We start from the raw sequence: 26,556 nt of genomic DNA on the forward strand, positions 1-26,556 counted from the left end.
ATTTAATTCCTTCAGTAGTGCTCATTAAATTAAGCTGGAACCTGAATTAACTCTTGACCATCTTCTTTTTTAAGTTGACTAAAAATTAACAAGGATAGGCAAGTAACTAACCCCATAGCGATAAAGGTATGGTGAAGTGTATCTATATTTAGCAAAGATGTTTTAATGGGCGTAAATACATGAAGTAGAATAGCAGCAATAGCTACGCCAAAGCTTTGTGATATTTGTTGAATAGTACTCATAATACTTGTTGCTGCACTTAAATCTTCAGCGTCAACATTAGCATAAGCAAGTGAATTCATGCCCGTGTATTGTAATGAAATAAGCAAACCATAGATAAATGTTAAAGTAGCAATTTTTAAAATAGTTGAATGTTCATCAATAAAAGAGAAAGAAATTAAAGAAAAACCAACTAAGAGAGTATTTAATATAAGTAATTTTTTATAACCTAAAAAGCGCAAAATATAAACAGCTAGCGGTTTGGTAATTAGAACACCTAAGGCAGTAGGTGCTAATAACAGGCCTGAAGTTTGTGGTGAATAACTAAGGCTAATTTGTAAAAGTAGTGGTAACAGAAAAGGAATACCACCAAACCCTATGCGACAGATTAAATTACCGATAATTGCAACCCGAAATGTTCTGATTGATAAAAGGTTAATTTTAACAATGGGATGATTTTTGTTTTGAGAATGCCAGGCATAACTTAATAATAATATGATGGCAGCACTTATAGTAATTAGAGAACGTGCATCTGATAATAGCGTTTCACTAAAACTAGCAAAGCTATAAGTTAAAAGTGCAAGGCTGCTACCAAATAAAATGAAACCTAGTTTATCTAAACGGTGCACTTGGCGAGGTGGCATATTGGGTAATAAATAATATGCTAATAAGAAAGCGATTAAGCCAATAGGCGCATTAACCCAAAAAATCCAACGCCACGAAAAATAATTGGTAATTAAACCGCCTAATACCGGCCCTAACATTAAGCCTATTGCACCTATCATTACAACAATACTTAATTTGCTAACTAATTCATGTCGCTCACATGTTCGAATAATAATTAATCTTCCTACTGGCATGGCTATAGAGCCGCCTAAACCTTGAATAAAACGGGCAACAATTAATTCTAAAAGATTAGTAGTAAAGCCACACCAAATCGAACTTAAAGTAAAAATTGCAATAGCTGTCATAAATATTTTTTTGGCACCAAATTTGTCAGCTAACCAACCACTAATAGGAATAAAAATTGCCAAACTAAGAAGATAACTGATAAGAGCAAATTTTAATGAAACAGGATCGGCTTTTAAGCTATGCGCCATAACAGGAATAGCCGTGTTAATAATTGTGTTATCCACTGCTTCCATGAACATCACAAAAGCTACAATAAGCAAGATAATAGTTTTATTCATAATATATTTTGTTTAAGTGTTAAATAAAAACACAAAGATGATTTGTTTATTCCTCTCATGAGAAGTATTATAGGCATGCTTAGATTTTAAGTGAAAGGAGTAAGGAAGTTATGAAAAAAATAGCGATCGTTTTAGCATGTAGTTTATCAGCTGTTGCCTATGCAAAACAGTCAGATGCAACTCTCTTATGTGGCTACAAAGATTATTTTCGTTTAAGTGATGCTACCCATCCTGGTATTTATATCGTTGAGGCTAATACATCCCCTGAAATGTATATGCAAGTGATTAGTCCTCGTAGTTTTGAATTGCGTGATACGCCTGCTTGTCGTAGTGGTTATGCGCATATTACGGTAGCTTATGATAATTATAATTGGTGTATCTTAGATATCAAAGATGGCCCCTATATGAACCATCCTGTCGTAAAAGCTACTTGCAGCGGTATTCGATACAAAGGTACAAAATATGATGGCATAGGTTCTTATTCATATACCATCGAACTTGATTAAAACACTATTATTCAGGGTAGCTTAGCTGCTCTGAACATAATTATTAGACCTCTTGCCTAACCGGTTTATTTTACGCGATTTCTGTGTTGCAAGGATTTCTCCGGTGCTCATTTACGCCATATAAACTCCGCTCCTCAAAACCCTTGCGCCTTGCACTCACCCAAAATAAACAGGTTAGGCAAGAGGTCTATTCTCTAAATTAAGGGATAAATAAGCTGGGCAAGTGAGAGCATAAAAGCTGGGTCGCCTTTATCTTCAATAAACCATTGAGCAGATAATATGACTCGTAAAAATACCCAGGATGTTAAACAAGTTAAGTCAATATCTAAAGCTGTTGCTAGTTTAGTAAGTCGTTCTTGAATCATTGTTTTACAATTCTGTTTGTTTTGATTTAATTCTTCTTTACTAATTAGATCATAAGCTGCTGCTTCAAATCCCATATCGCCAATAATGCCTTTAGGATCAATGGCTACCCAATTTTTCTGGTGATTAAGAATATTGTCTAAATGTAAATCACCATGGCAAAGATAAGTATGCGCCCCTGTATTAAGAAGCTTAGATTTTAATCTCTTTGCTTTATCAATTAAAGATGTTTCAAACTGTTGGGGTGCTAAGTTGTCTATTACTCTTAACCAATGGCTAACTGAGTAAAATTGATGATTTTTAGGGGGTGATTTGGCTGCAAGTTGCTTAACAACGCTGGCATAGTAAGTTATTTTTTCGTGCAGCGTTAATTCAGGAATATGTTTTAGAGAATGTCCAGGAGTAGCCTGCTCAAGTAGTAAGGCATTATAATTTAAATCATACGCTAGCACATTAATGCACCCCTGGCCATTAAAGTGAGTTAACGCCTGATATTCGTCACTAATAGTGTTTTTGTCACAACCAAGTTTTAATACAATAGGTGTTTGCTGTTGAAGCATGCCTTTAGCTACATAATGCCAAGTCATATTGTCAACTGGTTTAAGATTTGCAAGTAACCATTGGGTTGATAACAGTTTTATTGTTGCAGGAAGGGTGTCTAACCATTGCTGTCCCTGCATACCAAAAGCGCCAAGTACATTTTTTTTTAAAGTTTTCATGCTAAAGCAATATCTCGCTGCTAAATGTTTTAGAAATTTAGCAATTTAAGCTGAAAAAGCGCAGTCTACACGAAGTATATGATACATCCCCATCTACAAGGGGACAAGCTTTGAAGCGCTTTTTGCGGTAGGGATTAGCCATCAAAAAGGTTTAGTTGTGGACCTAGCTTGCGCATTAGCGCTACTAGCCTCATTAATTAGCTGCTCAAAAAATAATTCTATTTGAGTGGTTTGTGCTACGCTACCTTGCTGAATCTTAACTAGAACTCGATCTTGATATAATATGGAATGACGTCTAATTAGCACAGAACCGCCCGTGTGCTCTTTGGTTATCTGGTAGTTATTAGTCTTTAGTGCTGATCGTAGGTTTTGGAGAAATATTTTACTTTCTGCTTTATTGTTGCCGCCAATTAAGCAGGTTTCGCTATCTGCCTTATGTTCATCAAGGATTTTATCTAAACAACTGATAAATTTTTTAATGTCTGTTTCAGTATCTAGGTGAGTCAATGTACCCAATATCCCATCATTTGTAATAACGGTGATACAACCATAAGCTGTAAATTTATCCTCTAGTTTTGACCGCAAATTACCATCAAAATTTATAGTTTGAATAGGTCCATGAGGTGAATTCCATACTAAGTCTTTATTGTGTCCTTCACCCTCTACGTCACCTATTTCCATAGCTTCATCAGATAACTCTGCCATTGATACTTCTTCTTCCATGGCTTCTTTATCTTCATTTTTTGATGTTTCTAGTTTAAAAAACATATAAAAAGGTTTAAATAAATACATTTATAATAAATTATGACTAAATATAAAATTTATTTCAAGGGTATATATCTTAAAATTTAATTAGGAAGATTAGAGGCAATTTGAAATAGTTTAAAGTTGAAGCTACATTAATTAATGATATATCAATTACAAGGAGAGTAACATGAGTATGCAATATCATTCAGAAGATATCGTAAGAACAGAAGATGTGATTGGTAAAGAAGTTAAATCACCTAACTTAGAAGATTTAGGTACTATTGAAGAAATCGTGCTTGATAAATTTAACGGCCAAGCTCGTTATATTGTTCTTTCATTCGGTGGTTTTATGGGTTTTGGTGATAAATATTTTGCATTTCCTTGGAAAAGTATTAGTTACAATAAAGAAGAAGAATGCTTTATTTTAAATGTTGATAAAGATAAGTTAAATAGAGACTATGGTTTCGATAAAGATCATTGGCCTGATATGAGTCGTTGGGGCGGTACTATCGATAACTATTATAGATAAGTGAGTAAGGCGCCATATTTAAGGCGCCTTATGTTTTTAATCGTCTTAAAAGACTAAACAATAAATTTAATCATGCATATGCAGGGCAACTTTAATCCAGCCTTCTTCACGTTTATCAAAATGCTCATAGGCTTCTAATACATCAGAAATAGCGACTTTTTGGGTCAGAATTGCTAAAGGATCTATTCTTTTATCTTCAATTAAAGCAAGTAATTGTGGTATATAAGCGCGGTGAGGGCAGTTACCCATCACTATTTTTAAATTTTTATTCATAGCTTCCCCAATGGGATAAACTTTAAAAGAGGGTGGATAGACACCTACAATAGAAATAGTTCCACATTTGGCTGCTAGCTGTACCCCTTCTCTTAAAGCGTAACTTGGCGCATTACCTGGTACCCATTGTTTAGTTTGATTTAAAGCATTAGGCGCAATTTGCATAAGTTCCCTTTCAAACTCAGCTTGTTGTTGCCTGGCTTTCTTAGCAGCAGGGCCATGTTTTGGCGCAAAAGCATCAATTCCTACGGCATCAATAACAACATCAGCTAAGGTGCCATTGGTTAAATCCTCAATCACTTCAACCGGGTCTTCTTTATTAAAATTGATACATTCAGCACCTTGTAGCCGTGCCATCTCTAAGCGTGAGGGAATAGAGTCAATAGCAAAAATACGTGATACGCCACGTAATTTACTGCTGGCAATAGCAAACTGGCCAACAGGTCCACAGCCTAATACAACAACGACATCACCTTGTTTAGCGCGGGCATTATCTACAGCAAAATAAGCAGTTGGAAAAATATCTGATACTAAAATTGCTTGATCATCCGAAATGGTATCAGATAGTTTAATTAAATTATTATTAGCAAAAGGAACCCGTACATACTCTGCCTGACACCCATTAAAAGGCCCAGTTGTTGTAGGTCCACCGTAAAAGGCGGTGCCAGCTGCAGGTCCATTTGGATTAGCAGTATCACATTGTGAGTAACATCCTTTTCGACACATCACACAGTAGCCACAAGAAATAGTAGAGGGAATAACTACCCGATCACCTTCCTGTAAATTTCTTACCTCACTGCCTATTGCTTCAACAATTCCAACGGCTTCATGGCCTAATACCGTACCAGACTTCATAGGTCCCATCGTGCCACGAATAAAGTGTAAGTCTGTACCACAAATAGCTGAAGTTGTGATTTTAACTAAAGCATCATACTGATCTTCTATTCTAGGTTTTCTGATTTCCTCTAGCCGAATATCACCAATATCATGAAATACAAGTGCTTTCATTCCCATCACAACCTCCTTGTTTGTTTAGCTGCTCATAAGAGCTTAATGGTTTAATACTAGTTTATAAGTAAATACCATCATTTACTAAGTTAAACACTAAATTTATTAAGTTATGAATTAGGCTGCTTCAGACACCCTATTACCTACAAAGGAAAGACATTCATTATTTAAGATTTAAGCAACAAAGCTACGTTAAATATTTTGTCATCCCCGCGTAGGCGAGGATCTATCCCTTAATGAACATCGAAGTTAATTTGTAGATAGATTCCCGTCTACGCGGGAAAGACCTTTATTAGCGACGCAACAAAGTCAATCTCCAAAGAGCTCTATGGGTTAAATTAAGTTGGCTAAGATGAACTTAAGGGTATGAACAATAATGAAAGCTTTAAAAACAACAGTTATACTGTAATAGTAATTGATATTGGAACAAGCGTTCCAATATATTTATGTAGTGAATTTTGTTAACACCTCATTATAAACAGCATCACCGCCATTAACGATATTTCTTAAAGCATTCTCTACCTCAAGACTCTCGGTTTTGGCCTGCGATGAGAAGAAGGTATTAATTTTATTAATAGTATTAGAACCTGGCCTTCTACGTTTTCCTAATTCATGAAGGTAGGATAATAAAAACGCATTTGCTGTAAGGGTAACGGTTAAGCCAACTTTAGTATCAAGGGCATATAGAGGAGTAATTATTAGATTCACAAGACCAAGCAATTTTGACGTATTTGCTGCTTTCTCTTCAACTTTTTTGTCATTTTTTTGCATATTCAATCCTTTTTAATACAAGCGGCCTTATGAATATATGCTAAGAACAATAAGTTGGCAATACAGTAAAAAATTTAATCATTATAAGCTTACTCTAATTAACTTTATGAAAATCAAATATCTTCCATGAAGGCTAAATTGATTCCATTATGATTAAAACTTAATATTCCCTTAATAATTACCCTTTATACTCGCAAGCTTCTTTGAATTACTAAGAAAGTCAATTAGGGTAAAATTAAATGAATATTCATGAGTTACTTAATAAAATAGCAAAGACTAAAGAAGCATTTGCAGAATATACTGAGAGTAAAGAGCCTGAATTTAACCTTAATTTAGATAAAAACTTAGAAGGGAAATATCTTGCAGTAGTAGATTCCCAATTTACACCAACTCATGTTGAAGACTATGAAAAACAAATTGAGCTATTACAGCACTATTATAATGAACTTAAGCAATTACCAGCACAAGCGAAGATAGTAAGTAATGAAGGGCAATTAGACCTGTTAATAACTGAAACGTTAACTGAAATAAATAAAACAATTGTTAGCTTGCACCAAGAGAAAAGAAAATTATTAACAGAAGAAAAACAGAGCCAAATTCGAGCATCATTTCAACAGCTACAAGAAGCTAGACGCCTTGAACTAATAGCAACAGTAGGTGAAACTCACTGCCTTGAACAGTATGATTCTAATGTACAGAGGCTTAGTAGGCAGGGAATTTACCGCCTTGAAGACATTATTAGTGATCCGAACGTCATTATAGACAATAAGGATAAATATGCTAGTGCAGTTGGTATTTTAGATTTAAAAGTGACTCATCGAAAAGAATTTCTTCTTAAGGCGCAAGAAGAGTTAGTTAAATATCAACAGGTGTTTAAAGAAAACCAGGGATTATATGTTTCTACCAGTAAAGTTCCTAAAGAACAATTAAAACGGTACTTAGAAAGTGATACGCGCTCTAAGTCACATAACAAGTGGCTTGATGATTATTATAGTCGAGCAAAATCTACCGAAGGAAGCGTATGGGGTTGGTTAACAGAACAGGCTAAATACCGTACAACTATTTTTTCAACAGCTGAAGCAGATGAAGATTGGTATTCCTTAGCGCAGTTAATTGATGAAAAATTAAGTCAAATTAGAGAAGAGTTAAAAGTTCAATTAGATGGTGAAGCTGTAACTTCAGTGCCTGAAAACTTAGCAAACGATAACTTATATACAATTCAGCAAAAATATCAAACTATTAAACAATTGGAAAAGCAGGAAATTGCCCAACTTGATCAATGGAATAAAGAGAATGTTCCTGTTATTCAGAAAGCAATACAAGCTAGGTTCTTTACACAATTGGCAAATCTTAGCAATCAGCAAGCGGTTGTCGAAAATAAAATTTATCTGGTTGATAATAAATATGCGGAAATTATAGACAAAGTAAATGAGCAGTTACAGACGATAGTTAATTCAATGTTAACCGATAGCGCTCAAACTCCCCTAGATTTAGACCAAGCGCAAAAAGCGATAGCAGCAATTGATGTTGAATCCTTACTAGCTAGCAGTAACCATTATCGCAATCCAAGTTGTAACACGCTAGAACAGGAAATTGCTAAGCAATTTACTACACTAGAGCGTATTCGGAATAAAGACATTGCTGATTTAACAAAAAAAATCATTAACTTGCCCAAGGAGTTAGCGCAATTTAAACAAGTCACACAAGAGAACTTGCGTACTTTAAATGATCAAAAACTAAAATTACAGGAAACAAGAGGACAGCTAAGGAAAGTTATCGCAACTTTGCAGAGTCTTACTTTAATTCAACTAGAATTAACTTGTCTACAAAAACAAGTAGCTGCTTTAAAAGTTGATGATAGTCAGGGTAAGCACAAATTATTCACGCAACTTGCTAAAGTTCAATCTCAAATACGAGAACTAGAAATAAAAGAATTGGAGAGCCTTAAACATCCAATAAGTCGAGCAAAGCTTGACGAAATCAAAATGCTTGCGAGCGTAGTTAACGAAGCAAAAACAGCTCATCAAGAAAGGCTATTAACCGATATGGATCTCTCTATTTATGACTTAAATAATGGAGCAAGATTGTTGTCCATTAAATCTGCTGCAGAAAGATCTGATTTTGCTAAAGAAATTAAAGAAGAGTTAGATAACTTAAAAGAGACTTTGCAAACTAGTTTCAACATAAGCGATAAACGCGAAGTTCAAAGTAAAAAGACTTTTATAGAAAAGAAAATTAAAGACTTTGAGCAGCTAGCAGTTACAGTTATTCCTATGCTTAATGATGTTGAAACAATTCTAAGGGATTATACTCAATTACTAGAGCGAGCTACGGCCCTTGAGAAAGATACTCAATTTGTGCCACGTTTTGAGCTTGGTCGTGACATTTCACAATTAGATAAGGATACAAAATCTATCATAGAGAAAGCTAAATCCCTACCTAAAAATATGGCCTATGCAGAGCCACTTTATGAAAGATTAACTCAAATAGATACTGCTCAAAGCCAGCTTGCTAAAATCAAACAAGCATGGGCAGAAGAGGCAAATAAAGACAGGATAGGTTTTTTTAATGCATTGACTAAAGAAGTGGAAGAGGGTTATCTGCACTTAATTGATAGTTACAAGACGCTGCCATCATTTACTCCCACGAAGCGCTTTCATGAAAATACAGAGAGAGCAGATTTTTATATAAGTGTGCTAGCCTTTGAGAAAAGTATTCTTCTTGAGAAATTAAAAGCTTATCAGGATAAAATTCCTCAGTCTTCTAATGAAGAAAATGAGTCTATAAATGAAGTTAAGGACGCATATTTAAGAATTAATGAATATAAAACGGCGTTGCAAGACCTTTTATTAACTGACCTAGAAGCAAGTTATAAAGCACTATCTACTAAGTGTCGTATGTATTCTTTGCCTTCATTTAAATTTTATACTAAAGATAAAACAAAAATAGCTCAGGAAATTCAGCTCTTTAAGAAGAGCTCTTTATTTAAAGCTTATCAAGCCTTAGCGGGTATCTCTCCTGCATCTATGGAACGTTTTAATGATTATGAAAAGCAGTTAAGTTCTTTTGTTGCGCCAGAGAAAAAGGACATACCTATTTTTACCCGTAAGGCGAAAGAGGAAGTAGCGCATAGATACTTTAGAGATGAAAGTGGCGCAGGAATTTTTGATATTTATTTAGAGAGACGACATCAAGCCTTTTGGTTTAAGGATTTCATAGGTTCAATGTCTGCTTGCTTCTTAGGTGTTTTTGGTTTTCAAAGCGAGCAGGACAAGCGTAAAGAATATATACAAAATTTAAAATCAGCCTATCAAGACTATAAAGCTGATGTAACCAAGTATGAGAGCCTAGTGACGCTCATAGATGATGGAATAAAGCAATTTAAGCCAAGAGTTGAAGAAGGTAAAGCTGGGTATGGCCAAACATTACAATCTTATTTACAAGGTTTTAAACGGACTGTTGAAACAGTCTATGAGCAAAATACCTTGGCCGCAGAGAAATTAAGATTGCATGTATAAGCTAAAATGCATCAGTTTTTAAAAGAGACGCTTTTAAATAGTTAAATTTTGAATAAAGGCCATTTACATTGTAAATAGCCTTTTTATTTCAATTATTCCTTAAATATATTGTAATATAATTTATTATCTAGCTTTTAAAAGAGGGCTTCATGTTAAAAGGAATTCATCATATTGCTATCATTTGTTCTGATTATCTGCACTCTAAATCTTTTTATACGAATATCTTAGGATTAAAGGTAATCAAGGAAACATTTAGGAAAGAGCGGCAATCTTATAAATTAGATTTAGCCCTAAATGGTCAATATGTGATTGAGCTTTTTTCATTTCCTACACCACCAAAACGATTATCACGGCCTGAGGCAACAGGACTTAGACATTTAGCATTTGAGGTAGATAATTTAACGAGTGTAGTTGAAGAGCTAGGGCAAAAAGGAATTTTGGCTGAGCCTATAAGAATAGATGAAATGACAGATAAACAATTTACTTTTATTTTTGATCCAGATAATTTACCTATCGAACTATATGAAAAGTAGTTTTACCTGCTTTTAAATTTTGTTTTTAAATGTTAATCAACTAGGTTGGTTAATTAACATTTAAAAATATTAAAGGCTTTATTCATTGATGCCTATATAAATGGCCACTTCTGAACCATTATAATGTTCAAAGTCAGTCATATAATTACGTTGGTATGTAGTTTCATTCGCAAAATAATCCCAAATTAGTTTCCACGTATTGACAATAATGTCTGGAATAGGACCGCTATTTTTAAAAACTAAATATTTACCAGCTGTAATTGTCACATGGTTTAATTTAAAACCATCCTTATTAGTAACGCCCACAGTGATATTATAAGAACCATCTACATCTGACTCATAATCAGAATAAACACCAAAAACAGGCGTTATATCTTTTAACTGACTTGCATTAAATTGCTGCCAAAGATTAGGTATTTTAGCGGTTTTTGGTATGAATTCATCACTGTTTTTAGTTCTTATACTAAAACCTACAACTTTAAAAGAATCAACAAATTGCATATTAGGTTTTATCATAGTCATTGTTCTTTTCCTAAAGAGACTACACGAAGTCGATTACCATCGGGATCTTGAGCTAAAAACGTATAACCAAAAGATAAGTCTATAGGTGATTGGATAATCGCCATCTCTTTTTGTTGCCATTCTGAAAACAATGTGTCTACCTTAACATTATCTGTTACAGTAAAAACTAATTCATTGCCTGGGCTATTAACGCCCATTGTTTGTAGCGCATTACTGTCTTTCAAACCTAGCATGAGTCCACTGGGTAGCTTAAACATTTTAAAAGTAGGTGACGATTCTTCTGCTGATATACCTAATAAGCCTTGATAAAAAGAGTTACTCTCATGAAGGTTTTTAACATACATAACAATTGCATTTGGTTCTAGCATTTAATTCTCCTTGATAGTTGGTATCAAGGCTTATTTTAAGATTAGTCAGTGTCAGTTTCTGTCAGTAGTTATTAGCTCGCCCGCTAAACTACCATAGATGGCAATTTCCTATCTCGCCTTTGACAGTTGTGCAAAGGTTTATTGTTCTGGAATTTTGTGTAATTTGCGCCACTGTTTTACAAGTGCTTGCCTTTGAGTAAAACGAGATTCTAAAGAAGTTAATTGCTGAATTCTATCCATGCGAAAATGGCGAAAATCTTTTCTTAGCTCACACCAAGCAATAATAATGCGTGTATCTTCAAAAAAACCAAGTGCTAAAGGCCAGATAATCCGGCATGACTTTTCGTCTTTTAAATCAAGATATATGATTTCAATTTTATGCGCTTTGCGTATCGCTTGGCGAATAGTCGCCTCATAGTCATCATTGGTTTGAATAGTTTTTACAGGCCCTATAAATAATCCAGAGGATTCTAGCTGATGACGTAGTGCCTCTGGAAGGACCGCTTTAATTTTTGTAAGTGCTTTAGTAGCAGCAAGTTTCAGTTTATCATCAGCTCGGCGTGCTACCCAGCGTGAGCCTAGAACCAGCGCTTCAATCTCTTCTTCAGAAAACATAAGTGGCGGTAATATAAAACCAGGACGTAATACATAACCAAGACCTGGCTCACCTTCTATGTGAGCACCTTGGGATTGCAGTGTAGCAATATCTCGATAGAGTGTACGCAAGCTAATATCTAATTTTTCAGCCAGACATTTCCCACTAACTGGATACTGATGTTGGCGTAATAATTGGATAAGTTCTAAAAGTCGTTCAGTGCGGGACAACGATTTAAGCTCGGTTATATCGTGTTGTGATAGTTTGGCAGGATATGACAGTAAATTCCACTTTTATTCATAGTTATTACGTCAATACTACCTAACTAATATTCACTAAATATGCCTTGGACTTGCTCCTCGAGCAAGTCCAATATGATTAACTGTTTTTTTAATTAAAACTATCCGATGTTTTTAGAAATTAGAGTTAATAATAACGTCATCTAAGTTCTTTTTAATCTGATACCATTGTTCAAACAATTGAGTCTGTAAGCTTAAGTTTTGCTGAATCTCCATCTGTTTAACATTCTCTTTAGTAAAATGAATATTTAAAACTCGTAAACCCTTAGAATCGGAAAAAGCTTTATTCACAGAGACGATATTCTTAATTGCATCATCAACAAACAAAATTGTTTTAATTTCTTTTTTTGTTTTGGATAATACGCAAAGCAGGGCCTGTCCCTTGTCTTCTCCATCTAAAAACATAACCCCTTGTTGATAAATAACCTCATGAGTGAATTGTGGACAATGAACATTACCGGCTACAGAAGTTTTATTATTTTTAAATTTTAAACCCTTCTCTTGAAACAATGGTTTATCACCGATTGTAAAGTCATTATCTTTCAGTTGTAGCATAGTGGCACTTAAGTGCTCTTTACCGCGTGCTGTTAAGCCTATAATAATTGATCCTTGGCTAGTAGCGTTTTTGAGAAAAGGCAATACCGCATCATCTGTAACACGCATTTTAATTAATTGAAATAAAATATTTTGAATCCGTACTAGTTGCTGGTAGTCCGCAGTAAATAATTTATCTGGGGCCTCTTTCATTTTTTGTAATTTATATTGCCAATCCCACCAGCCAACACTTCCTAACGGCTGTGTCATGGTTAATAAAGTATCATCTAAATCAAAGACCAATAATGTGGTTTTAGGGTCGATGTTAGCCTCATTATACAAAGCAGCAATTTCAGTGAAGCTGGCAGTCTGATAATTAATGACTTTAGCAAAGAGAGAGCTATGTAAGATTAAACTAATTAAGAATAATAGAATACGCATGTTACCTCCTGGTAGTTATTGTCTATCAGAAGTTAATGGTATACAGTAGTTAATTATTTGATTAGACTAAAAAATATAAATTCATTGTTCACTATGATAAACAATCAATTGAATCTAAATGATTTGGCTATTTTTGCATTGGTTGTAAAAAATCGCAGCTTCACGAAAGCAGCAGTTGAAGCTGGTATTTCTAAAGCCTGGGTTAGTCAAAAAATTTCTCAACTAGAAAATGATTTAAATATTAAACTCCTTAAAAGAACTACCCGTTCTTTAAGTCTTACGAGAGGAGGGGAGATATTATTTAAGCATTGTCAAATGATGTTGCAAGAAGTTAGCGTGGCAGAAAATCATTTACGAGAATATGCAAAATCACCTTCGGGCGAATTAGTTATTACCTGTCCTGAAATTACTGGCGTAGAATTATTACCAAACCTTTTAAGTGAGTTTAATTTTCATTATCCTCAGATAAAAATCCGATTGATTATCACTGATCAATTGATGGATTTGACGCGCGATGGAATCGACTTTGCTTTTAGAACAGGAAAATTAACAGATTCTACACTTGTATCGCGCTATATAGGTAAGGTACCTCGTTGCCTTGTAGCTTCCCCTAGTTATTTAGCCAATAGTGAGCCTATTAACAACCCGAATGATTTAATGAATCATAAATTGTTAAAACATAGTTCGCTATCTAATTGGCCATTAAAAAATAATGAAAATTTAGTTAGATTTAATATTAAAAATTTTGGTATAGAAAGTAATTCGCTTATTTTTTTACATCAAATGGCCTGTCGCTCTCAAGGTATTGCCTTTTTACCTTATTATGTTTGTTGCAATTCGTTAAAAAATAAGACGCTGGTTAAGGTGTTACCTGAATGGCTTAATACGGATAATCAATACTATTTAATTTATCATAAAGATAAAAGCACACTTTATATACATCAATTATTTAAAGATTTTATTTTAAAGTCTGATTTAAAGAAGATGGTTTCTCCATAATAAAGGAAATTTATAGTTTTTTTTGTGCTAATAACAAACCAAATAAACCTTGTATAGGTTTACCAGTATTATCTAATTTATGTAGCTGTCCCGGTTTTTCGTTGTATTCTATGATAGACCAGCCTGCATCTTGGTAAAAGTGATAGAGCTCATGCTGATTAGCTAAATAAGTAAAGTTTTCTGGGTAGGAGAAAGGTTCAGCTTTAATAGGAAAAACTAAAAAATGTAAGCCATTTTGCATGGTCAGTTTTTGTAATTCAGTTATTAAGTGATGAATTCTTGTAGGATTTAAGAATTGGAATGTAACTGTTGAGTAAATAAAGTCAAACTGCTCTTCCGAAAAAGGCAGCTGTTGATTTAGGTCATGTACTTGTGTGTTTATATTCAATTTTTCTTCAGTAGTAATTTCGTTGATTTTCTGAATAGCGTTCGCATTAATATCAACTGCGGTAATCTTATGTCCCAACAAAGCAAGCACCAATGGATTACGACCTAAACCACAGCCAATGTCTAAAATTGACATTTTCTCTTGTTGTTTAAGATAAGTTTGATAGATTTGCCAAAGATCGGAATGGATAGATGAAAGTCCATATTTTTTTTCAAAATACCGATGTGGTTGACAAGCAAATTTTAAAGTTGCTTTAAAATCAGAACTTTTCAAAATGATTTTATGCCAGGCGGCAGGAGGTATAATTAGGCTTGAATTTTGATCATTTAATTCATATCGTACAATTTCATTCGCCTGCCCATCTAAAAAGACAAAATCAATCGCGCCAGTATGTAATTGCAATACTCCCCAAGTTCCTTCTTTAGTACTATGTTTATTAAGAAAAAATTGGAGATTTTGCTCACAATTAAGCTCAATTTGTTTATATGGTTTTATATTTTTTATTAATGGGTCATCAATGGCCATAATACCTACTCGTTAAGAAAATTTATTAAGCTTATCTAAATAAATAGAGCATTGTCTATTTGCTATAATTAATATGAGAACGTTAAATTAAGTAATTTTATGATTACCGGAAAAGCCTCTATCTACGAGGCTATAATCAAAGTAGAGGATAAAATCGTTTTTAAAACAGATGGCGATGATCTTGATCATTTAATTGCCTCATTAAGTGTTCATTGTGAGTCAGAAAAGTCCGGAGCAGAGGCTGAAATTATAGAAGTTAGTACGCATAATATTGTTTATCGTTGTCATAAACAAAGCGCTAGTTATGATTGAAGTATAATTTTTATTAATTGCATAATCAGCAACTTATTTAAGTACCGTACAGAAAAGATTAAGGGTTAAGTAAAACTTTTATACGGATTTTTCTTGTTCTCACTAATGCTAAAATACTTATACAAAGCACAGGAAAAGCAAGAATTAATGGTCTTGGTTCCCATTGCGCAGTTAAAATACCTATAAAGCCAGCCAAACCAAATTGGCAAGCGCCAATTAAAGCGGTGGCAGAGCCTGCTTGTTGTTTTAAATCTTGTAAAGCAAGTGCAGTTGCTGTACCCATGCTAAGGCCAATACCTGAGGTTAAAAAAAGCATAGGCAACATAAAGCGTAAAACACTCGTGTGATAATAATTTAGAAATATCATCAAGATACAAGAGAAGATAATACAAATTAAGCCAAAGCGTACTATTTTTTCCAATGAATAATAATATGTCAGGCCTGCAGTAATAATATTAATGAAAAAAACTGTTAAGGCATTTAATCCAAACCACAAACCATATTGAATCGCACTAAGATGCAACTGACTAATTAAGATACCTGGTGATAAAGCACAAAATAAATATAAACCTAATAAATTTACCGAAGCAATAAGAGTATATTGACGAAAATAATGATTAGTTACAATAGTTTTAAATATTTTTAATTGTGCTGTATTTTGTCTAGGATAAGTATAATTTGGAATTCTATAAAAAGCGGTAATACTCATTAATAAGCCAATTAAAGTGAGAAAATAAAAGCTACTGTGCCAATCATGAGTAATATCTATTAGAAAGCCACCTATTACAGGGGCAAGACTTGCAATCATTGCATTTATGCCTCCTAAAATACTAAATAGTCGTGCACAAACTGTAGTTGAAAAATTATCCCTTACAATTATAAAGCATATTAAATAAGTCCCGCAGGCGCCGGCAGCTTGAATGACTCGAGCCAAAATAAGGAGAGAAATGGATTGAGATAAAGCTGAAAGTATTGAGCCAATAAAATAGAGAAATGCTGCATAAATAGCAATACGACGGCGGCCATACTGGTCTGCTAAAGTGCCAATAATTAGCTGTCCTAAAGCAACAGTTAGCATAAATACATAAAGGCTAGCCTGCATTATAGTATCATTGGTTTTAAAAAAAGAGCTCATTACAGGAATTGCTGGAACAAACACATCCATAGCAAAAGAAATACTAATGATTAAAGGAAATAAGTAGCGAATACATTTTGCCTCTGTCCATTGAATTGAGTTCAATTAAAGATAGTCCTATAAAGTTTATTTTAAGTTTTATACTAAAAAGAAAGGGCGAAATTGTAGCATATTAATTTAAAAATAAACTAATTTTCCCTGGAATTCACCAAATTGCAAATTAGTAATTTAAACTTAATCCTTTCATTTTAAATGAGAAAATAGCTGGTTAAAATTAGCCCTCTATTTGATAAGTCTGGTTAAGTTGCAATCATAAAATTGATCGATTAACATCTACACTCCTTTCAACTAAGGTAATAAGCATGAGAAAAATACTTGTTATAACTTCCTTTGCACTATTGGCAGGTGGCTGCGCAGCGATTCCAGCTGAACCACAGGCAGTTCGTGGTGTTATTGTTTCAACAAAGGCTGCTCCACAAGGGTGCAAGTATGTAGGACAAGTGGTAGGAAACCAAGGTAATTTCTTTACAGGAGGTTTTACGTCCAATCGTAACTTAGAAGAAGGTGCTATGAATGACCTTAAAAATAAAGCAGTGCGGCTAGGAGCAAATTATATTCAGTTAATAACTAATCGGGCTGGGGTTACAGGATCGATGAGTGGATTTGGCGCACAAAGCAATGGTTATATGAGTGGTAACTCACAACAAACCAACGTAACAAACCTTGGTAATGCTTATATTTGTTCACCAAAATCTATTGGCTTATCTTAAGTTGATTCAAACATAGAAGAGCTTAAGCTATCTAGTTTGTTTTATATCATTCTCATAAATTCTGTGTGATCCCCGCGCAGGCGGGGATTTATCCCTTAATGAGTACTGAGGCTAATTTCACCATGAATTCCCGCCTACGTTGGAAAGTCATTTATAATTCACGCAATAATACCGGACGAGCCGCGGAACGTAGGTAAAATTTAAAAGGCACAATTCAGAATAAAAACCAAAGTTTATTAAGTAGGCGACTTTTTAAAGCTTACGTCCCGGGGCTTGCCCGCGAGATCCCAGAGTTTTGCTAGTTTACATAGACAAGTCACGAAAAGTAGTTAAGAAAGAACTTTTAAAAAGAAAATAAGAAAATTTCCAACCTAGTGTTTACTAGCTTAAATCTAATCTAGTTGTATTCAATATGAAATTAAATATCACTATTCTTAATATTAATCTCACCTATAATTAAATTGAATAATAAAATATGGAAATAATTATGAGTGAGTTAACTTCAAAAGAGCGCTCTTTATTAAAGAATAGCCCATTACTTCAAACATTGACTGAGGCTGATTTTGAAGAATTAATTAATATATCTCATGTAGTTACTTTCAATACTGGGCAAACTCTTCTTATAGAAGGTGAATATAGTGATGATATCTATGTAATTATTTTAGGCCAAGTTAATCTTTACAAAAAAAGCAGCGCAGGAAAGAAGAGGAGTTTAATTACTACTTTAAGCTCCGGCGAGTCTTTAGGCGAGATGCGTTTAATTAAAGATCAGCCATGCTCTTTAACAGTAGAAGCAGATACACCCGTTAAATTATTACGTTTATCCATTCAAGTACTAAAATCGAAACCATTTCAGCACTTATTAAATGCATTAACGTTATCTCTGGCCAAAATTTTAAGTGCTAGGCTTACTTCAGACAATCAACTAGTATCTGATAAAATAGTTGAAAGAGATAAGAAATCAACTCAGCTTTGGGTCTCACTTATTGTTATTTTTGCTTTAATACTCTTCTTATTAGAGGTTGGGTTAGGTCTTTATTATTTTCTAAATACTGATGATTTTTGCGAGCTAAAAATTCAACATTCAAACTACATACCTAATACTAGGAGTTAAGTCACTAGAAAATAATTTACCCGTAATTAAATGGTTTTAATTTTTTTCCAAATAGTAAATTTACTTAACAATCTATTGGGTTGCTATTAGAATAGGGCACTTTTTGTCTTATGGCTTTTTGCAATGCTATTTTATAAAGAACATGAATTAATAAAAATTGATAATAAGAAAGGCGGTAAAAATAAATCAGATGTAGATGGTTTTTACAAAGATAGTCAGGGTCGAGAATTTTTTATAAAAAAACCTAAAGATCAAAAAGAATTATTCACCGAATTATTCGCAGGTCTTTTGCTAAAAGAATTTATGAGTCGCGGCTTGATTGATGAAACTTATTTCTCATCATTAATTTGTGCAGATCTCATCAAGTTCGCCGATGGTAGTTATGGACTTATCCAGCCAAAAATCGCTTTTACTGAATTATATAAAATTATTGGCACAGGAGATCGTAAGGGTTCTGATAGAGATCCTCTTACTGAAATGCTTGCAGGCCCTAGTTATTACCCAGCTTTAACCCAACAAGGACAGTATTTTGGTTTATCTATTTCTTTAATGTTTTCACTTTTATTAGGTGATTACAGTGTTCATAGTGGTAATGTGGTTATTTTAAAGCCGCCTTCACGTCAAAATGGCAACGAAAGTTTAGATAAGGAAGAAAAGGATATACCTTTTGTTAAACAATTTGGTCGCATTGATTGGGGTGCTGCCTTTAGATATTTTGCGCACCCAGAAAATAATAAAGATATTCTTAATCCTTATGAATATCAGGGTTTATTTAACTTTAAGTGGTTTACTAAGGGATATATTGCCAATTATAAAAATGTTGTTGGTTTATTTTCTGCCATTGCTGATAAAGCGAGTGACCTCCAATCTAGATTAACTGCTTCTGATAATATATTAAAAGACATTGTTAATAGTGCTTTTAGTAAAATACCTGCTGATTTGCTTAGTCAAAGCACCAAAGATGAATTAGCTAGTTATCTTGCTATTCCTGATTTTGCCCAAATTAACTTTGGTCATTCAGATGAATATAAAGATGTTGCCGAGATTTTTAGTGGTATATTAGACTCACGACTTGATATGATTGCTGGAATAAAGGAAAGAATATCTGCAAACAAAGAGGATTTAAGTCAGCAGTCAGTTTATCAAAGTGTGATTCTTACTTCAGCTCCAATAACCTCTACAGTATTAACTACCGAACCAAATATACCTTTTCCTGATCAGTTAACTTTTTGGTTAAGTCTATTCAATGAAAACAAACCACTAGATTTGACTAAACTTAATTTAACCGACTTGGCTGGAAAATTTAATCTTTACATTGACTTATTATCTCATCAAGCAGAGATTTTTAATCTTTGGCAACATGAACCTCATAGCAATATAAATATCTTCGCTCGCTATTATAAAGGCGAAGCCCAAGCAATGTTAGGGAACGCTTTTGTTGCCCAATATCGGGAAAGTACGATTTTAAGCCGACTCTTTAGCTTAAATTTAGAAAGTGCAGCAACCAGTCGCTTTGCACCTTACCAAATACCTATTGTAGAGTATAAAAAAGAAAACCCGGATTCTCTTTGGTTATTTATTGAAACGGTTTTAAATAGAGGCTATGACGTTATTACATATCTAAATGTGTTGAAAAAAACTCAAGGCTTAAAGGATAAAAATTTAAATAACCCAGAATTAATAAAAGAGAAATTTTTACCTTTAAAACGCGCTTTAGGGCAGTTTGCACAAGCTAGCATGATGTTAAATGAACAATTAGAAGGTTCCTCGATTAAGCTCAATCCAGATAATCAACCTAGATTTGAAAGCTCATTCTTTTATCCTATTTCGGATAAAGAGCTTAGCTTAATGAATGGCGATCAACTAGTTACTATTTGTTTAGAAGAATTAAATGCGACTAAACCAAGTAATTTAGTAGGGCGACTTATTAAAAGGGATGATGTATGGCAGAAAATAGAAAGCGCTTATGTAGAAGGTAATTTTAGCGATAGAGTAGATAATCCGCAAGGTAAAATGAAATCATTAAGGCAATGGCGTCAAGCTTTTTTAGAATTCCAGCTCCAAAAAAATAATTTTGATAAAGCAGAGAAGCTTGATAAAACAGAGGTTGTGTTTGAACTTTTGACTTTAGGCTATGAGGAGTTACCTGACTTTTTGCAAAAAGATGAAGAAATATCGGATGCTTTTAATCAAAGAAAGGAATTATTAAACAGTTGGCAACTCTATTTAAATACAGAAGAACGTTTTCTTAAAGCAAATTTAGTCAAAGATAGGGTTACGACTTATAGCGATTTAACCAGAGTATTTAATGAATTACCGATTAGATTACAAGAAACTTATCAAATTAAGCAGCAAAATTATCAAAAGCAAGTAGAAGATGAGATAAAAGAAAGCAATTATATGCAATGCTTCGCTGAATTTAATAAGCAAACAACAGTTGCTGAAAGCTATGCTATGTTTTTACATCTTAAAAAATTTTTTGCAGAGTTACCTTCTGCTATTAAAACAAAATATCAAGCTGGATTTTACGCAATACAGATTACCCGTGCTTACCATAAAGAGCTTTTAGAAAATAAAGTAATAACAGGCCATGAACCTATTGGAAAAATAAATATAGTTTTGCAGCTAGCTCACCTTTATCCTGCTTGTAACGAAACTATATTTAGTGATTCAATATTTTGGCAAGCTATCAAACTTTCTGAAAAAGAGGCCTTTACTGCAGAAATAGCACATGACTTATTAGTACTTAAAACCTTTTATCAAACTAAATATAAACCAGAAAATGATAAGATTTTTGGTAAGGAATATAATCAATCAGTTAAAGAATTTTATAAGGAAGCATTAAATATTCGCTTATCATCGCTATCTATCCCACAACAAGTACAAGCAATAACCGATAAAGCACATAGCCTATTTCAACCACGGCATAGTACAAGACGCCTTTTGGCTGATGCGTTAATGATCGTTGGTATTTTGTTTGCAGGTTTGGGCCTAGCCATTATGGCAAGGCGATATAGTAAAAATAAACCTATCTTTTTTAGTCAAGCTATTACTAAGCGAGAAGACGAATTAAGAAAAGAATGGTTAATTAAAAATCCGCTTGAAGAGAAAAAAGATGAAGCTTGTTTATTTACGTTACCAACTATATCTATACAAGCCTAATATATATTAACTAACATAAGTACTAGAAGGTTAATTCGTTTGCCCATTCTGGTGGTAATGCAAAGTCTTTTTGTAAAGTGTCAATAGCATTTGTTATCTCTTTAATAAAAGAGTTAGGAAAGCCGTTGTTGATTAGACTAAGTTTAAATTTAACATCTTTAGACCAGATATGTGTATTAACCAAAGTTTCTGCATTTTGTATTTTTAAGTCTCGCAACGTAATTGCCGAATCATCTAAAATTGCTTTGACTTCTTTTTTTATATAAAAATTGTTAGTTTTAAAAAAGTATTCAAAAAGATTGGGTTTACATTTTTTAGTTAAAGTATTTAATAACATGGATGTCGCATTAGAAACCTTTTGCCTATTGTTTTCGATAGAAAGAAATTCTTGTAATGAGCCATAGGGCGGTAATAGATTATATATTTGCTTAGCTCTAATATGTTTATTAAGTGCTTTAATTTTATTGTCCAGATCCTTGGCAAATCCTCCTAATTTTCTTTCTTGATACGCGACTACCCGATAGTCAGAGCCAAAAGGTGGGTTGATAACATGAATACCATTATCTTTATTTAATATTTGCATCTTAGGATAATGACTTATTGGTTCAATAGTAGCTGGCTTTAAAAAATTATCTTCATTAATTAATCTTTCTCTATTGTCTTTATCAAATGTCGTTGGATCTGGATCAATATGAAAGATAGATGGGCTAATTTTTGCAGCTCTTTCTGGATCAATAGAGTTTGAAGTAAGTATATGATCAGCTTGTTCAGGCATACTATGGGTATAATCTATAGTTCGATTTAATTGAGCTAATAGTAATTTCTTAGAATGCAAATAGGCATGATCTAAGCAAATATCAATTGCTTGAATAAATCGAGCGCCTCCTCGAGTTTCAATTTCAAGAATACTATTATTAGAAATAAGGCCTTCACTGACGTTCTCACCACCTGTATAGGCGCTAACAGATTTTCTTTGTGCAGTATCAAAATCAATGTTTTTTTGTTGAGAAAAATTAGTTGCATTTGGATAGGTAATGTCAATTTTAGATGCAAATCCTTTAACAATCGTATCTATTTTAGGAGGTTGGCCACCTTGAACATATAAAACAACATTTAAGTTTTCCCCCTGGTTACTAATAACAGAAAAAGAGCTTAATAAAAGATGAACATTCTCATGAATACTATAAGCTAAGGCTTCAATTTCTTCTAGAATCGAGGTAAATTGGGCTAAGGTTAGTGGATTTTGGCTATATAAAGAAAATTCAGGTAATGAAAATCGAGTAATTTTATTAAGACAATCTTGTTTCAGTTGATAGCCGATTTTTGGTAAAAATTCACAATAAGCATGTTCATGATAGAGGTTAGCCATTTGAAAGAAATTACTTATGTGATCTATTAAACGTGGCAGTGAGTCTAAATTTCTATATGGATTTTTACTATTTTTTGACTCACCAAAGGATTCTTTTTTATTTAAGGGGTAAGCAACGAGGTCTTGAATAGTAACTGTTGCATTTTCTACGCTTATTTTCTGCTCATATTTTTTAATGATCTTTTGCCAGCGAGAGCGGTATGTTAGATATTGATGATAAAACATAATAAACGAGATAAATTTATAAAGTTGGAAATATAAATCAGAAATATTAACGGAATATTAAGAAATTTTTTTATAAATCAATTATTTCATTAATGTCCTTTTTTCCATGCAAAGAATCATTGCTCTTATTTGGGGCTATACAGATACGCCTTATTAAGAGAAATTACCACTCCCTATTTAGGTTTCTAATAATAATTAGATTAGCAAATGTAGGTTTGATTAAGCATAACGCAGCATAATAGGTTCAGTTATAAGTTGTGTAGCCTATTTATAATTGATTGGCTGTATTGCGTCTAGGGTTCTGCGAAAATAGTTAAATTTATTCTTTAGAGTGAGAGCAAGCCTTTTATGCGGAAAATAAAATCATATTGTCTATAATTAAATCAGTAAAGTTATAGTTATAATAAATTTATTATGGCTGCAAGAGTTCTGGATGTTAGTGAGGATTTTAAGCTTAGATATAAAAGTTTTATATCCAATTGTAAGGACTTAAAAGAAAAATGCACTGCAACTTTAACAATGAATTTGAATGCCGCGCAGGCAGAATTTAATAAATTAAATAAAATTATTTTACTTTTGGAAGCTTGGCGCAAACATAAATATAAATCTAGCAACATACCACCTACTCATAAATTACAAGAAGCCATGGGCTATTTAAAGCTAATGGAGCAGCTAAAAACAAGAAAATAAAGTTTTGATGAGTCAAAAGAATTGATATTGAAAGACACGGTGCCTTACAACTTAGAATTAGACGAACTAACGGTGTTAGCAGGAGTTTTAGGTCATAGCCTTAGTGGCGGAGGAGCTTTACATTTTAAAACCCAAAACTTAATGGTAGAGCGGTTACAAGCAGAATTAACAAAGTTAAAAGAGGATGATGATCCTAAGGCTGCTCTTTTAAGTAAAATTATTCAAAAAATAAATGCGACTGAGCCCGCCAGGTGGGGAAATATAAAAATGAATCTCAACTTAAAGCTTTCTCAAGCAGCTGATTTTGAGGAGCAGCAAGGATTATATAATTAGATATGTTTAGAGCGAGATGCAATAAATGAAGAAATTAAACGGCTAATTCAGTCTCCAGACAAAAATGTTGAATTAGCATTTCTTAAAGTAAAAAGAAGTAAAATTCAAATTTATATGAGATCTATTACAGATCTTAAGCATATTCTTGAAAAGAATAAACTGCAGTCAGATTCTTTAATGGTTGATATTAATGACGATTTAGCAAAAGTAAAAAGAGGAATTAACAGTTCAAGTTCTGACGTTCGTAAGAAAGCAAAAGTACTTGAGAAGAAATTGTCACAATGGATAAAAAATCCAACTCAATTAGATAAATTTTATAAAGCTATTGAAGGCGCCTTAATATTAGCAGGCCAAATAGCATCATTTGAGAAAATAAGAAAGGAGCTAAACGAACAATCATTACCAGATAATTCTCAATTGTCATCGGTATCTAAAGGAGCCAATTCTCATGCTTTCTTTAGTCGCAGTAATGGTAGTAGTGAAAAATTAACACCTGAAGAAATAAAAGAAAAAGTTATGGAGAATAGGGAAAAAATTAAGGCGCTAAGAGAGAAGGTTAGTAGTAAGGCAGAAGGAGATTTAGACACAATAGTAGCTGATTGGAAGAAGTTGGAAAAAGAAATAGAAGTATTAGAAATAGAAAATGAAACACTTATGCCAGAGAGAGAAAATTCTCCTAGTGAAATAAGGAATGAAGTTTTTATTGCGGCTCTAAAAGAAGGGCTAGAAATCGTTGTGAAGCAAAGTAAAAGTGAAGATAAAAATCAGGAAAATTTAGCACAATATATAGAAACAATTAAAAACGAAATAGAGGAATTAAGGAAAGAGACTGATGATTTCGCTAATGAAAATACTACAGAACCAGAAGGTATAAGTTTTTAGCAAAGTTAGACCAAGCATAGCGCGCAGCAGTCCAACCTATTTTTACTCCATTAACATTTAATAACCACAGCCTGCCCATTAAGATTTCTAATAATGATTAAATCTTGCCTACCTTGTAATTCATCAATATAAGCACGTATGCCATTGGTTGAGAAAAAACCATAATCATCAAATACGACAATAGCACTATGGGTCAATCTAGGGAGAAGCCATTCAAAGGCATCGCGTGCACTTTGGTAAACATCCACATCAATGTGTGCGAATTTAAACCTATAATCCTTAACTTGATCACCTGTTTCTTCGGGGAAAATTCCTGGAAGAATAATTACATTCTTTAATTGCATGCTAGTTACTAGATCTTTAACGACCTGCTCATCACTTGCTAATTCGCCTCCTTGATAAAAAAGATCATGCTTACTGGCTTTCACGATACCACGAAAGGTATCACATAAAAACACCTTTGTTTCTCTATTTTCTTGAGCTAGACGATAAGCAATTAAACAACCTGACCCGCCCTGCCAAGAACCAATTTCGATAGCGTAACCTGAAAGATGATTTACTTGATTAGCGAGTTGCCAAATTTCATATAATCGCATGCTATCTAATAAGGTATTAGACTTTATTTGTTGCATGACTTTAAGAAATTGCTCATCTGTGCGCCAGGGACTATAAGTAGCATTTGAAATTAACGTTGAATGGTCAGGATAATTGCGAAGCTTAGGTATCAAAAGCTTAAGGGGGAAATGCAGTATTCTTGCAATAACTTGCCGTACATTGCTACTGAACTTAGCTTTCCAAGGCGTACTCTTTTGCAATATTCTTGCCATAATAATTTGACCGATATGTTATAACTTTAACATAACATAGGCATTAATTTTTAGAAAATAAGAGCTTAAATCAAACATAGTCACATCAGTCCAAACAAGTTACAATCCGCTCTATATTTAGTGCGTGAGGATTAATGATGTTACTTTTTAGTTCTGCCTTAAAAAAACATAAACTTACTTTTACAACCTTAAATAATTGCATGGAACATGTGCCGCTGGCAGCAAAATGGGCTGAAGAAGAATGGGGATATATTCGTAATAAAGGGGTGAAGTATAGAGAACAACTTATGCGTGATTTAAGTTCACAGGTTTATATTGGCATATTTGCAGGCCAACCTGTCGCTATGTTTGCATTAATAGATCGCAATTTTGATGAGACTATTGGCGTTTCTCCTGCGCAAGAATTGATGTATGTTTATGTAGATAAAAATTATCGTGGTCTTGGGTTTGGTAAGCAAATTATTGATAAAGCCAAGCAGGTAACGACACAATTAGGCACAGATTTGATTGTGCTAGATACGTTAAAGCCTAGTTTAAATCGATTTTATGAAAATCAAGGCGCCAAAATTGTTTGTGAAGGCGAGCTATTTTCTCATCCTACCGAGGTTTTAAGAATAAATTTGTAATAATTAAAAGTATGAATGTTTACGTGAATTGTAGCCTTAGTCACTGCCTTAAGGCTACTTAACT

At 33.5% G+C, this 26,556-nt stretch carries 26 protein-coding genes; 13 read left to right on the forward strand and 13 right to left on the reverse strand.

Annotated elements, in window-relative coordinates:
- Positions 1 to 29: 29 nt before the first annotated feature.
- A complete protein-coding gene (locus DYH30_RS02410; protein ID WP_115330124.1) occupies positions 30 to 1,409 on the reverse strand; it encodes a DHA2 family efflux MFS transporter permease subunit in 1,380 nt (459 codons plus the stop codon).
- A gap of 110 nt (positions 1,410 to 1,519) precedes the next feature.
- Here DYH30_RS02410 and DYH30_RS02415 point away from each other — a divergent pair, with 110 nt between their 5' ends.
- The gene (locus DYH30_RS02415) at positions 1,520 to 1,915 is read left to right on the forward strand and encodes a hypothetical protein (RefSeq protein ID WP_115330125.1); all 396 of its coding nucleotides are present in this window, start codon (positions 1,520 to 1,522) and stop codon (positions 1,913 to 1,915) included.
- A gap of 194 nt (positions 1,916 to 2,109) precedes the next feature.
- Here the strand turns inward: DYH30_RS02415 and DYH30_RS02420 are convergent, their stop codons facing one another.
- Both DYH30_RS02420 and DYH30_RS02425 read right to left on the reverse strand, forming a co-directional pair.
- Positions 2,110 to 2,997 carry an aminoglycoside phosphotransferase family protein gene (locus DYH30_RS02420; protein WP_115330126.1) on the reverse strand — a complete coding sequence of 296 codons (888 nt, stop codon included), beginning with the start codon at positions 2,995 to 2,997 and terminating at the stop codon, positions 2,110 to 2,112.
- Positions 2,998 to 3,138: 141 nt separating this feature from the next.
- Positions 3,139 to 3,789: a hypothetical protein gene (locus DYH30_RS02425; RefSeq protein ID WP_115330127.1), complete on the reverse strand. Its 651-nt coding sequence runs from the start codon at positions 3,787 to 3,789 to the stop codon at positions 3,139 to 3,141.
- 142 nt (positions 3,790 to 3,931) lie between these two features.
- Between DYH30_RS02425 and DYH30_RS02430 the strand changes: the two genes are divergently transcribed.
- Entirely contained in the window at positions 3,932 to 4,273 is a 342-nt protein-coding gene (locus DYH30_RS02430) for a PRC-barrel domain-containing protein (RefSeq protein ID WP_242604716.1), read from the forward strand.
- 66 nt (positions 4,274 to 4,339) lie between these two features.
- On the opposite strand, the gene DYH30_RS02435 is transcribed toward DYH30_RS02430, so the two are convergent.
- Positions 4,340 to 5,560, reverse strand: a complete 1,221-nt coding sequence (locus DYH30_RS02435) for a zinc-dependent alcohol dehydrogenase (RefSeq protein ID WP_207385778.1) — start codon at positions 5,558 to 5,560, stop codon at positions 4,340 to 4,342.
- A 438-nt stretch (positions 5,561 to 5,998) separates the two neighbouring features.
- Positions 5,999 to 6,325: a hypothetical protein gene (locus tag DYH30_RS02440; RefSeq protein ID WP_115330128.1), complete on the reverse strand. Its 327-nt coding sequence runs from the start codon at positions 6,323 to 6,325 to the stop codon at positions 5,999 to 6,001.
- Positions 6,326 to 6,564: 239 nt separating this feature from the next.
- Between DYH30_RS02440 and DYH30_RS02445 the strand changes: the two genes are divergently transcribed.
- Complete coding sequence (locus DYH30_RS02445) at positions 6,565 to 9,843, forward strand: hypothetical protein (RefSeq protein WP_115330129.1); 3,279 nt, start codon at positions 6,565 to 6,567, stop codon at positions 9,841 to 9,843.
- 149 nt (positions 9,844 to 9,992) lie between these two features.
- Positions 9,993 to 10,376: an SMU1112c/YaeR family gloxylase I-like metalloprotein gene (gloA2, locus tag DYH30_RS02450; RefSeq protein WP_115330130.1), complete on the forward strand. Its 384-nt coding sequence runs from the start codon at positions 9,993 to 9,995 to the stop codon at positions 10,374 to 10,376.
- 78 nt (positions 10,377 to 10,454) lie between these two features.
- On the opposite strand, the gene DYH30_RS02455 is transcribed toward gloA2, so the two are convergent.
- From DYH30_RS02455 to DYH30_RS02470, 4 genes are all read right to left on the reverse strand, one after another.
- Complete coding sequence (locus tag DYH30_RS02455) at positions 10,455 to 10,898, reverse strand: GyrI-like domain-containing protein (RefSeq protein ID WP_115330131.1); 444 nt, start codon at positions 10,896 to 10,898, stop codon at positions 10,455 to 10,457.
- On the reverse strand, positions 10,895 to 11,266 hold the full coding sequence (locus tag DYH30_RS02460) for a VOC family protein (protein ID WP_115330132.1): 372 nt from the start codon (positions 11,264 to 11,266) through the stop codon (positions 10,895 to 10,897). The genes DYH30_RS02455 and DYH30_RS02460 overlap by 4 nt, the downstream gene beginning before the upstream one ends.
- A gap of 138 nt (positions 11,267 to 11,404) precedes the next feature.
- The gene (locus tag DYH30_RS02465; RefSeq protein WP_115330133.1) at positions 11,405 to 12,091 is read right to left on the reverse strand and encodes a helix-turn-helix transcriptional regulator; all 687 of its coding nucleotides are present in this window, start codon (positions 12,089 to 12,091) and stop codon (positions 11,405 to 11,407) included.
- Positions 12,092 to 12,274: 183 nt separating this feature from the next.
- Positions 12,275 to 13,135 carry a DUF2608 domain-containing protein gene (locus DYH30_RS02470; RefSeq protein WP_115330134.1) on the reverse strand — a complete coding sequence of 287 codons (861 nt, stop codon included), beginning with the start codon at positions 13,133 to 13,135 and terminating at the stop codon, positions 12,275 to 12,277.
- 93 nt (positions 13,136 to 13,228) lie between these two features.
- Here DYH30_RS02470 and DYH30_RS02475 point away from each other — a divergent pair, with 93 nt between their 5' ends.
- Positions 13,229 to 14,134 (forward strand): LysR family transcriptional regulator, encoded by a 906-nt coding sequence (locus tag DYH30_RS02475; RefSeq protein ID WP_115330135.1) that lies wholly within the window; start codon positions 13,229 to 13,231, stop codon positions 14,132 to 14,134.
- Positions 14,135 to 14,144: 10 nt separating this feature from the next.
- Here the strand turns inward: DYH30_RS02475 and tehB are convergent, their stop codons facing one another.
- Positions 14,145 to 15,047 carry an SAM-dependent methyltransferase TehB gene (gene tehB, locus DYH30_RS02480; protein ID WP_115330136.1) on the reverse strand — a complete coding sequence of 301 codons (903 nt, stop codon included), beginning with the start codon at positions 15,045 to 15,047 and terminating at the stop codon, positions 14,145 to 14,147.
- A 99-nt stretch (positions 15,048 to 15,146) separates the two neighbouring features.
- On the opposite strand from tehB, the gene DYH30_RS02485 reads away from it, so the two are divergent.
- On the forward strand, positions 15,147 to 15,359 hold the full coding sequence (locus DYH30_RS02485; RefSeq protein WP_115330137.1) for a hypothetical protein: 213 nt from the start codon (positions 15,147 to 15,149) through the stop codon (positions 15,357 to 15,359).
- A 58-nt stretch (positions 15,360 to 15,417) separates the two neighbouring features.
- Here DYH30_RS02485 and DYH30_RS02490 read toward each other — a convergent pair whose 3' ends face one another.
- Entirely contained in the window at positions 15,418 to 16,599 is a 1,182-nt protein-coding gene (locus tag DYH30_RS02490) for a multidrug effflux MFS transporter (RefSeq protein ID WP_115330138.1), read from the reverse strand.
- Positions 16,600 to 16,856: 257 nt separating this feature from the next.
- On the opposite strand from DYH30_RS02490, the gene DYH30_RS02495 reads away from it, so the two are divergent.
- From DYH30_RS02495 to DYH30_RS02505, 3 genes are all read left to right on the forward strand, one after another.
- The gene (locus DYH30_RS02495; protein WP_115330139.1) at positions 16,857 to 17,264 is read left to right on the forward strand and encodes a DUF4156 domain-containing protein; all 408 of its coding nucleotides are present in this window, start codon (positions 16,857 to 16,859) and stop codon (positions 17,262 to 17,264) included.
- A gap of 487 nt (positions 17,265 to 17,751) precedes the next feature.
- Positions 17,752 to 18,378, forward strand: a complete 627-nt coding sequence (locus DYH30_RS02500; RefSeq protein ID WP_160116141.1) for a cyclic nucleotide-binding domain-containing protein — start codon at positions 17,752 to 17,754, stop codon at positions 18,376 to 18,378.
- A gap of 123 nt (positions 18,379 to 18,501) precedes the next feature.
- A complete protein-coding gene (locus DYH30_RS02505) occupies positions 18,502 to 21,540 on the forward strand; it encodes a LepB GTPase-activating domain-containing protein (protein ID WP_115330141.1) in 3,039 nt (1,012 codons plus the stop codon).
- Between the two features lie 22 nt (positions 21,541 to 21,562).
- On the opposite strand, the gene DYH30_RS02510 is transcribed toward DYH30_RS02505, so the two are convergent.
- On the reverse strand, positions 21,563 to 23,134 hold the full coding sequence (locus tag DYH30_RS02510) for a hypothetical protein (RefSeq protein WP_115330142.1): 1,572 nt from the start codon (positions 23,132 to 23,134) through the stop codon (positions 21,563 to 21,565).
- Positions 23,135 to 23,548: 414 nt separating this feature from the next.
- Here DYH30_RS02510 and DYH30_RS02515 point away from each other — a divergent pair, with 414 nt between their 5' ends.
- The 3 genes from DYH30_RS02515 to DYH30_RS02525 all read left to right on the forward strand — a co-directional run bounded on the left by DYH30_RS02515 (position 23,549) and on the right by DYH30_RS02525 (position 25,039).
- Positions 23,549 to 23,824 carry a hypothetical protein gene (locus DYH30_RS02515; RefSeq protein ID WP_115330143.1) on the forward strand — a complete coding sequence of 92 codons (276 nt, stop codon included), beginning with the start codon at positions 23,549 to 23,551 and terminating at the stop codon, positions 23,822 to 23,824.
- Between the two features lie 27 nt (positions 23,825 to 23,851).
- A complete protein-coding gene (locus DYH30_RS02520) occupies positions 23,852 to 24,157 on the forward strand; it encodes a hypothetical protein (RefSeq protein WP_115330144.1) in 306 nt (101 codons plus the stop codon).
- Between the two features lie 114 nt (positions 24,158 to 24,271).
- Positions 24,272 to 25,039 (forward strand): hypothetical protein, encoded by a 768-nt coding sequence (locus DYH30_RS02525; protein ID WP_115330145.1) that lies wholly within the window; start codon positions 24,272 to 24,274, stop codon positions 25,037 to 25,039.
- Positions 25,040 to 25,089: 50 nt separating this feature from the next.
- Here the strand turns inward: DYH30_RS02525 and DYH30_RS02530 are convergent, their stop codons facing one another.
- Positions 25,090 to 25,866 carry a TylF/MycF/NovP-related O-methyltransferase gene (locus DYH30_RS02530; RefSeq protein WP_115330146.1) on the reverse strand — a complete coding sequence of 259 codons (777 nt, stop codon included), beginning with the start codon at positions 25,864 to 25,866 and terminating at the stop codon, positions 25,090 to 25,092.
- Between the two features lie 137 nt (positions 25,867 to 26,003).
- On the opposite strand from DYH30_RS02530, the gene DYH30_RS02535 reads away from it, so the two are divergent.
- Positions 26,004 to 26,492 carry a GNAT family N-acetyltransferase gene (locus DYH30_RS02535; RefSeq protein WP_115330147.1) on the forward strand — a complete coding sequence of 163 codons (489 nt, stop codon included), beginning with the start codon at positions 26,004 to 26,006 and terminating at the stop codon, positions 26,490 to 26,492.
- The last annotated feature ends 64 nt before the right edge of the window (positions 26,493 to 26,556 follow it).

This window comes from Legionella busanensis (genome assembly GCF_900461525.1).
GTDB lineage: Bacteria > Pseudomonadota > Gammaproteobacteria > Legionellales > Legionellaceae > Legionella_C > Legionella_C busanensis.

Coding starts and splice junctions, on each gene's coding strand:
- DYH30_RS02410 (WP_115330124.1), bottom strand. CDS start 1,409: ATGAATAAAACTATTATCTTGCTTATTGTAGCTTTTGTGATGTTCATG.
- DYH30_RS02415 (WP_115330125.1), top strand. CDS start 1,520: ATGAAAAAAATAGCGATCGTTTTAGCATGTAGTTTATCAGCTGTTGCC.
- DYH30_RS02420 (WP_115330126.1), bottom strand. CDS start 2,997: ATGAAAACTTTAAAAAAAAATGTACTTGGCGCTTTTGGTATGCAGGGA.
- DYH30_RS02425 (WP_115330127.1), bottom strand. CDS start 3,789: ATGTATTTATTTAAACCTTTTTATATGTTTTTTAAACTAGAAACATCA.
- DYH30_RS02430 (WP_242604716.1), top strand. CDS start 3,932: ATGAGTATGCAATATCATTCAGAAGATATCGTAAGAACAGAAGATGTG.
- DYH30_RS02435 (WP_207385778.1), bottom strand. CDS start 5,560: ATGGGAATGAAAGCACTTGTATTTCATGATATTGGTGATATTCGGCTA.
- DYH30_RS02440 (WP_115330128.1), bottom strand. CDS start 6,325: ATGCAAAAAAATGACAAAAAAGTTGAAGAGAAAGCAGCAAATACGTCA.
- DYH30_RS02445 (WP_115330129.1), top strand. CDS start 6,565: ATGAATATTCATGAGTTACTTAATAAAATAGCAAAGACTAAAGAAGCA.
- gloA2 (WP_115330130.1), top strand. CDS start 9,993: ATGTTAAAAGGAATTCATCATATTGCTATCATTTGTTCTGATTATCTG.
- DYH30_RS02455 (WP_115330131.1), bottom strand. CDS start 10,898: ATGACTATGATAAAACCTAATATGCAATTTGTTGATTCTTTTAAAGTT.
- DYH30_RS02460 (WP_115330132.1), bottom strand. CDS start 11,266: ATGCTAGAACCAAATGCAATTGTTATGTATGTTAAAAACCTTCATGAG.
- DYH30_RS02470 (WP_115330134.1), bottom strand. CDS start 13,135: ATGCGTATTCTATTATTCTTAATTAGTTTAATCTTACATAGCTCTCTC.
- DYH30_RS02475 (WP_115330135.1), top strand. CDS start 13,229: ATGATAAACAATCAATTGAATCTAAATGATTTGGCTATTTTTGCATTG.
- tehB (WP_115330136.1), bottom strand. CDS start 15,047: ATGGCCATTGATGACCCATTAATAAAAAATATAAAACCATATAAACAA.
- DYH30_RS02485 (WP_115330137.1), top strand. CDS start 15,147: ATGATTACCGGAAAAGCCTCTATCTACGAGGCTATAATCAAAGTAGAG.
- DYH30_RS02495 (WP_115330139.1), top strand. CDS start 16,857: ATGAGAAAAATACTTGTTATAACTTCCTTTGCACTATTGGCAGGTGGC.
- DYH30_RS02500 (WP_160116141.1), top strand. CDS start 17,752: ATGAGTGAGTTAACTTCAAAAGAGCGCTCTTTATTAAAGAATAGCCCA.
- DYH30_RS02505 (WP_115330141.1), top strand. CDS start 18,502: ATGCTATTTTATAAAGAACATGAATTAATAAAAATTGATAATAAGAAA.
- DYH30_RS02510 (WP_115330142.1), bottom strand. CDS start 23,134: ATGTTTTATCATCAATATCTAACATACCGCTCTCGCTGGCAAAAGATC.
- DYH30_RS02515 (WP_115330143.1), top strand. CDS start 23,549: ATGGCTGCAAGAGTTCTGGATGTTAGTGAGGATTTTAAGCTTAGATAT.
- DYH30_RS02525 (WP_115330145.1), top strand. CDS start 24,272: ATGAGATCTATTACAGATCTTAAGCATATTCTTGAAAAGAATAAACTG.
- DYH30_RS02530 (WP_115330146.1), bottom strand. CDS start 25,866: ATGGCAAGAATATTGCAAAAGAGTACGCCTTGGAAAGCTAAGTTCAGT.
- DYH30_RS02535 (WP_115330147.1), top strand. CDS start 26,004: ATGTTACTTTTTAGTTCTGCCTTAAAAAAACATAAACTTACTTTTACA.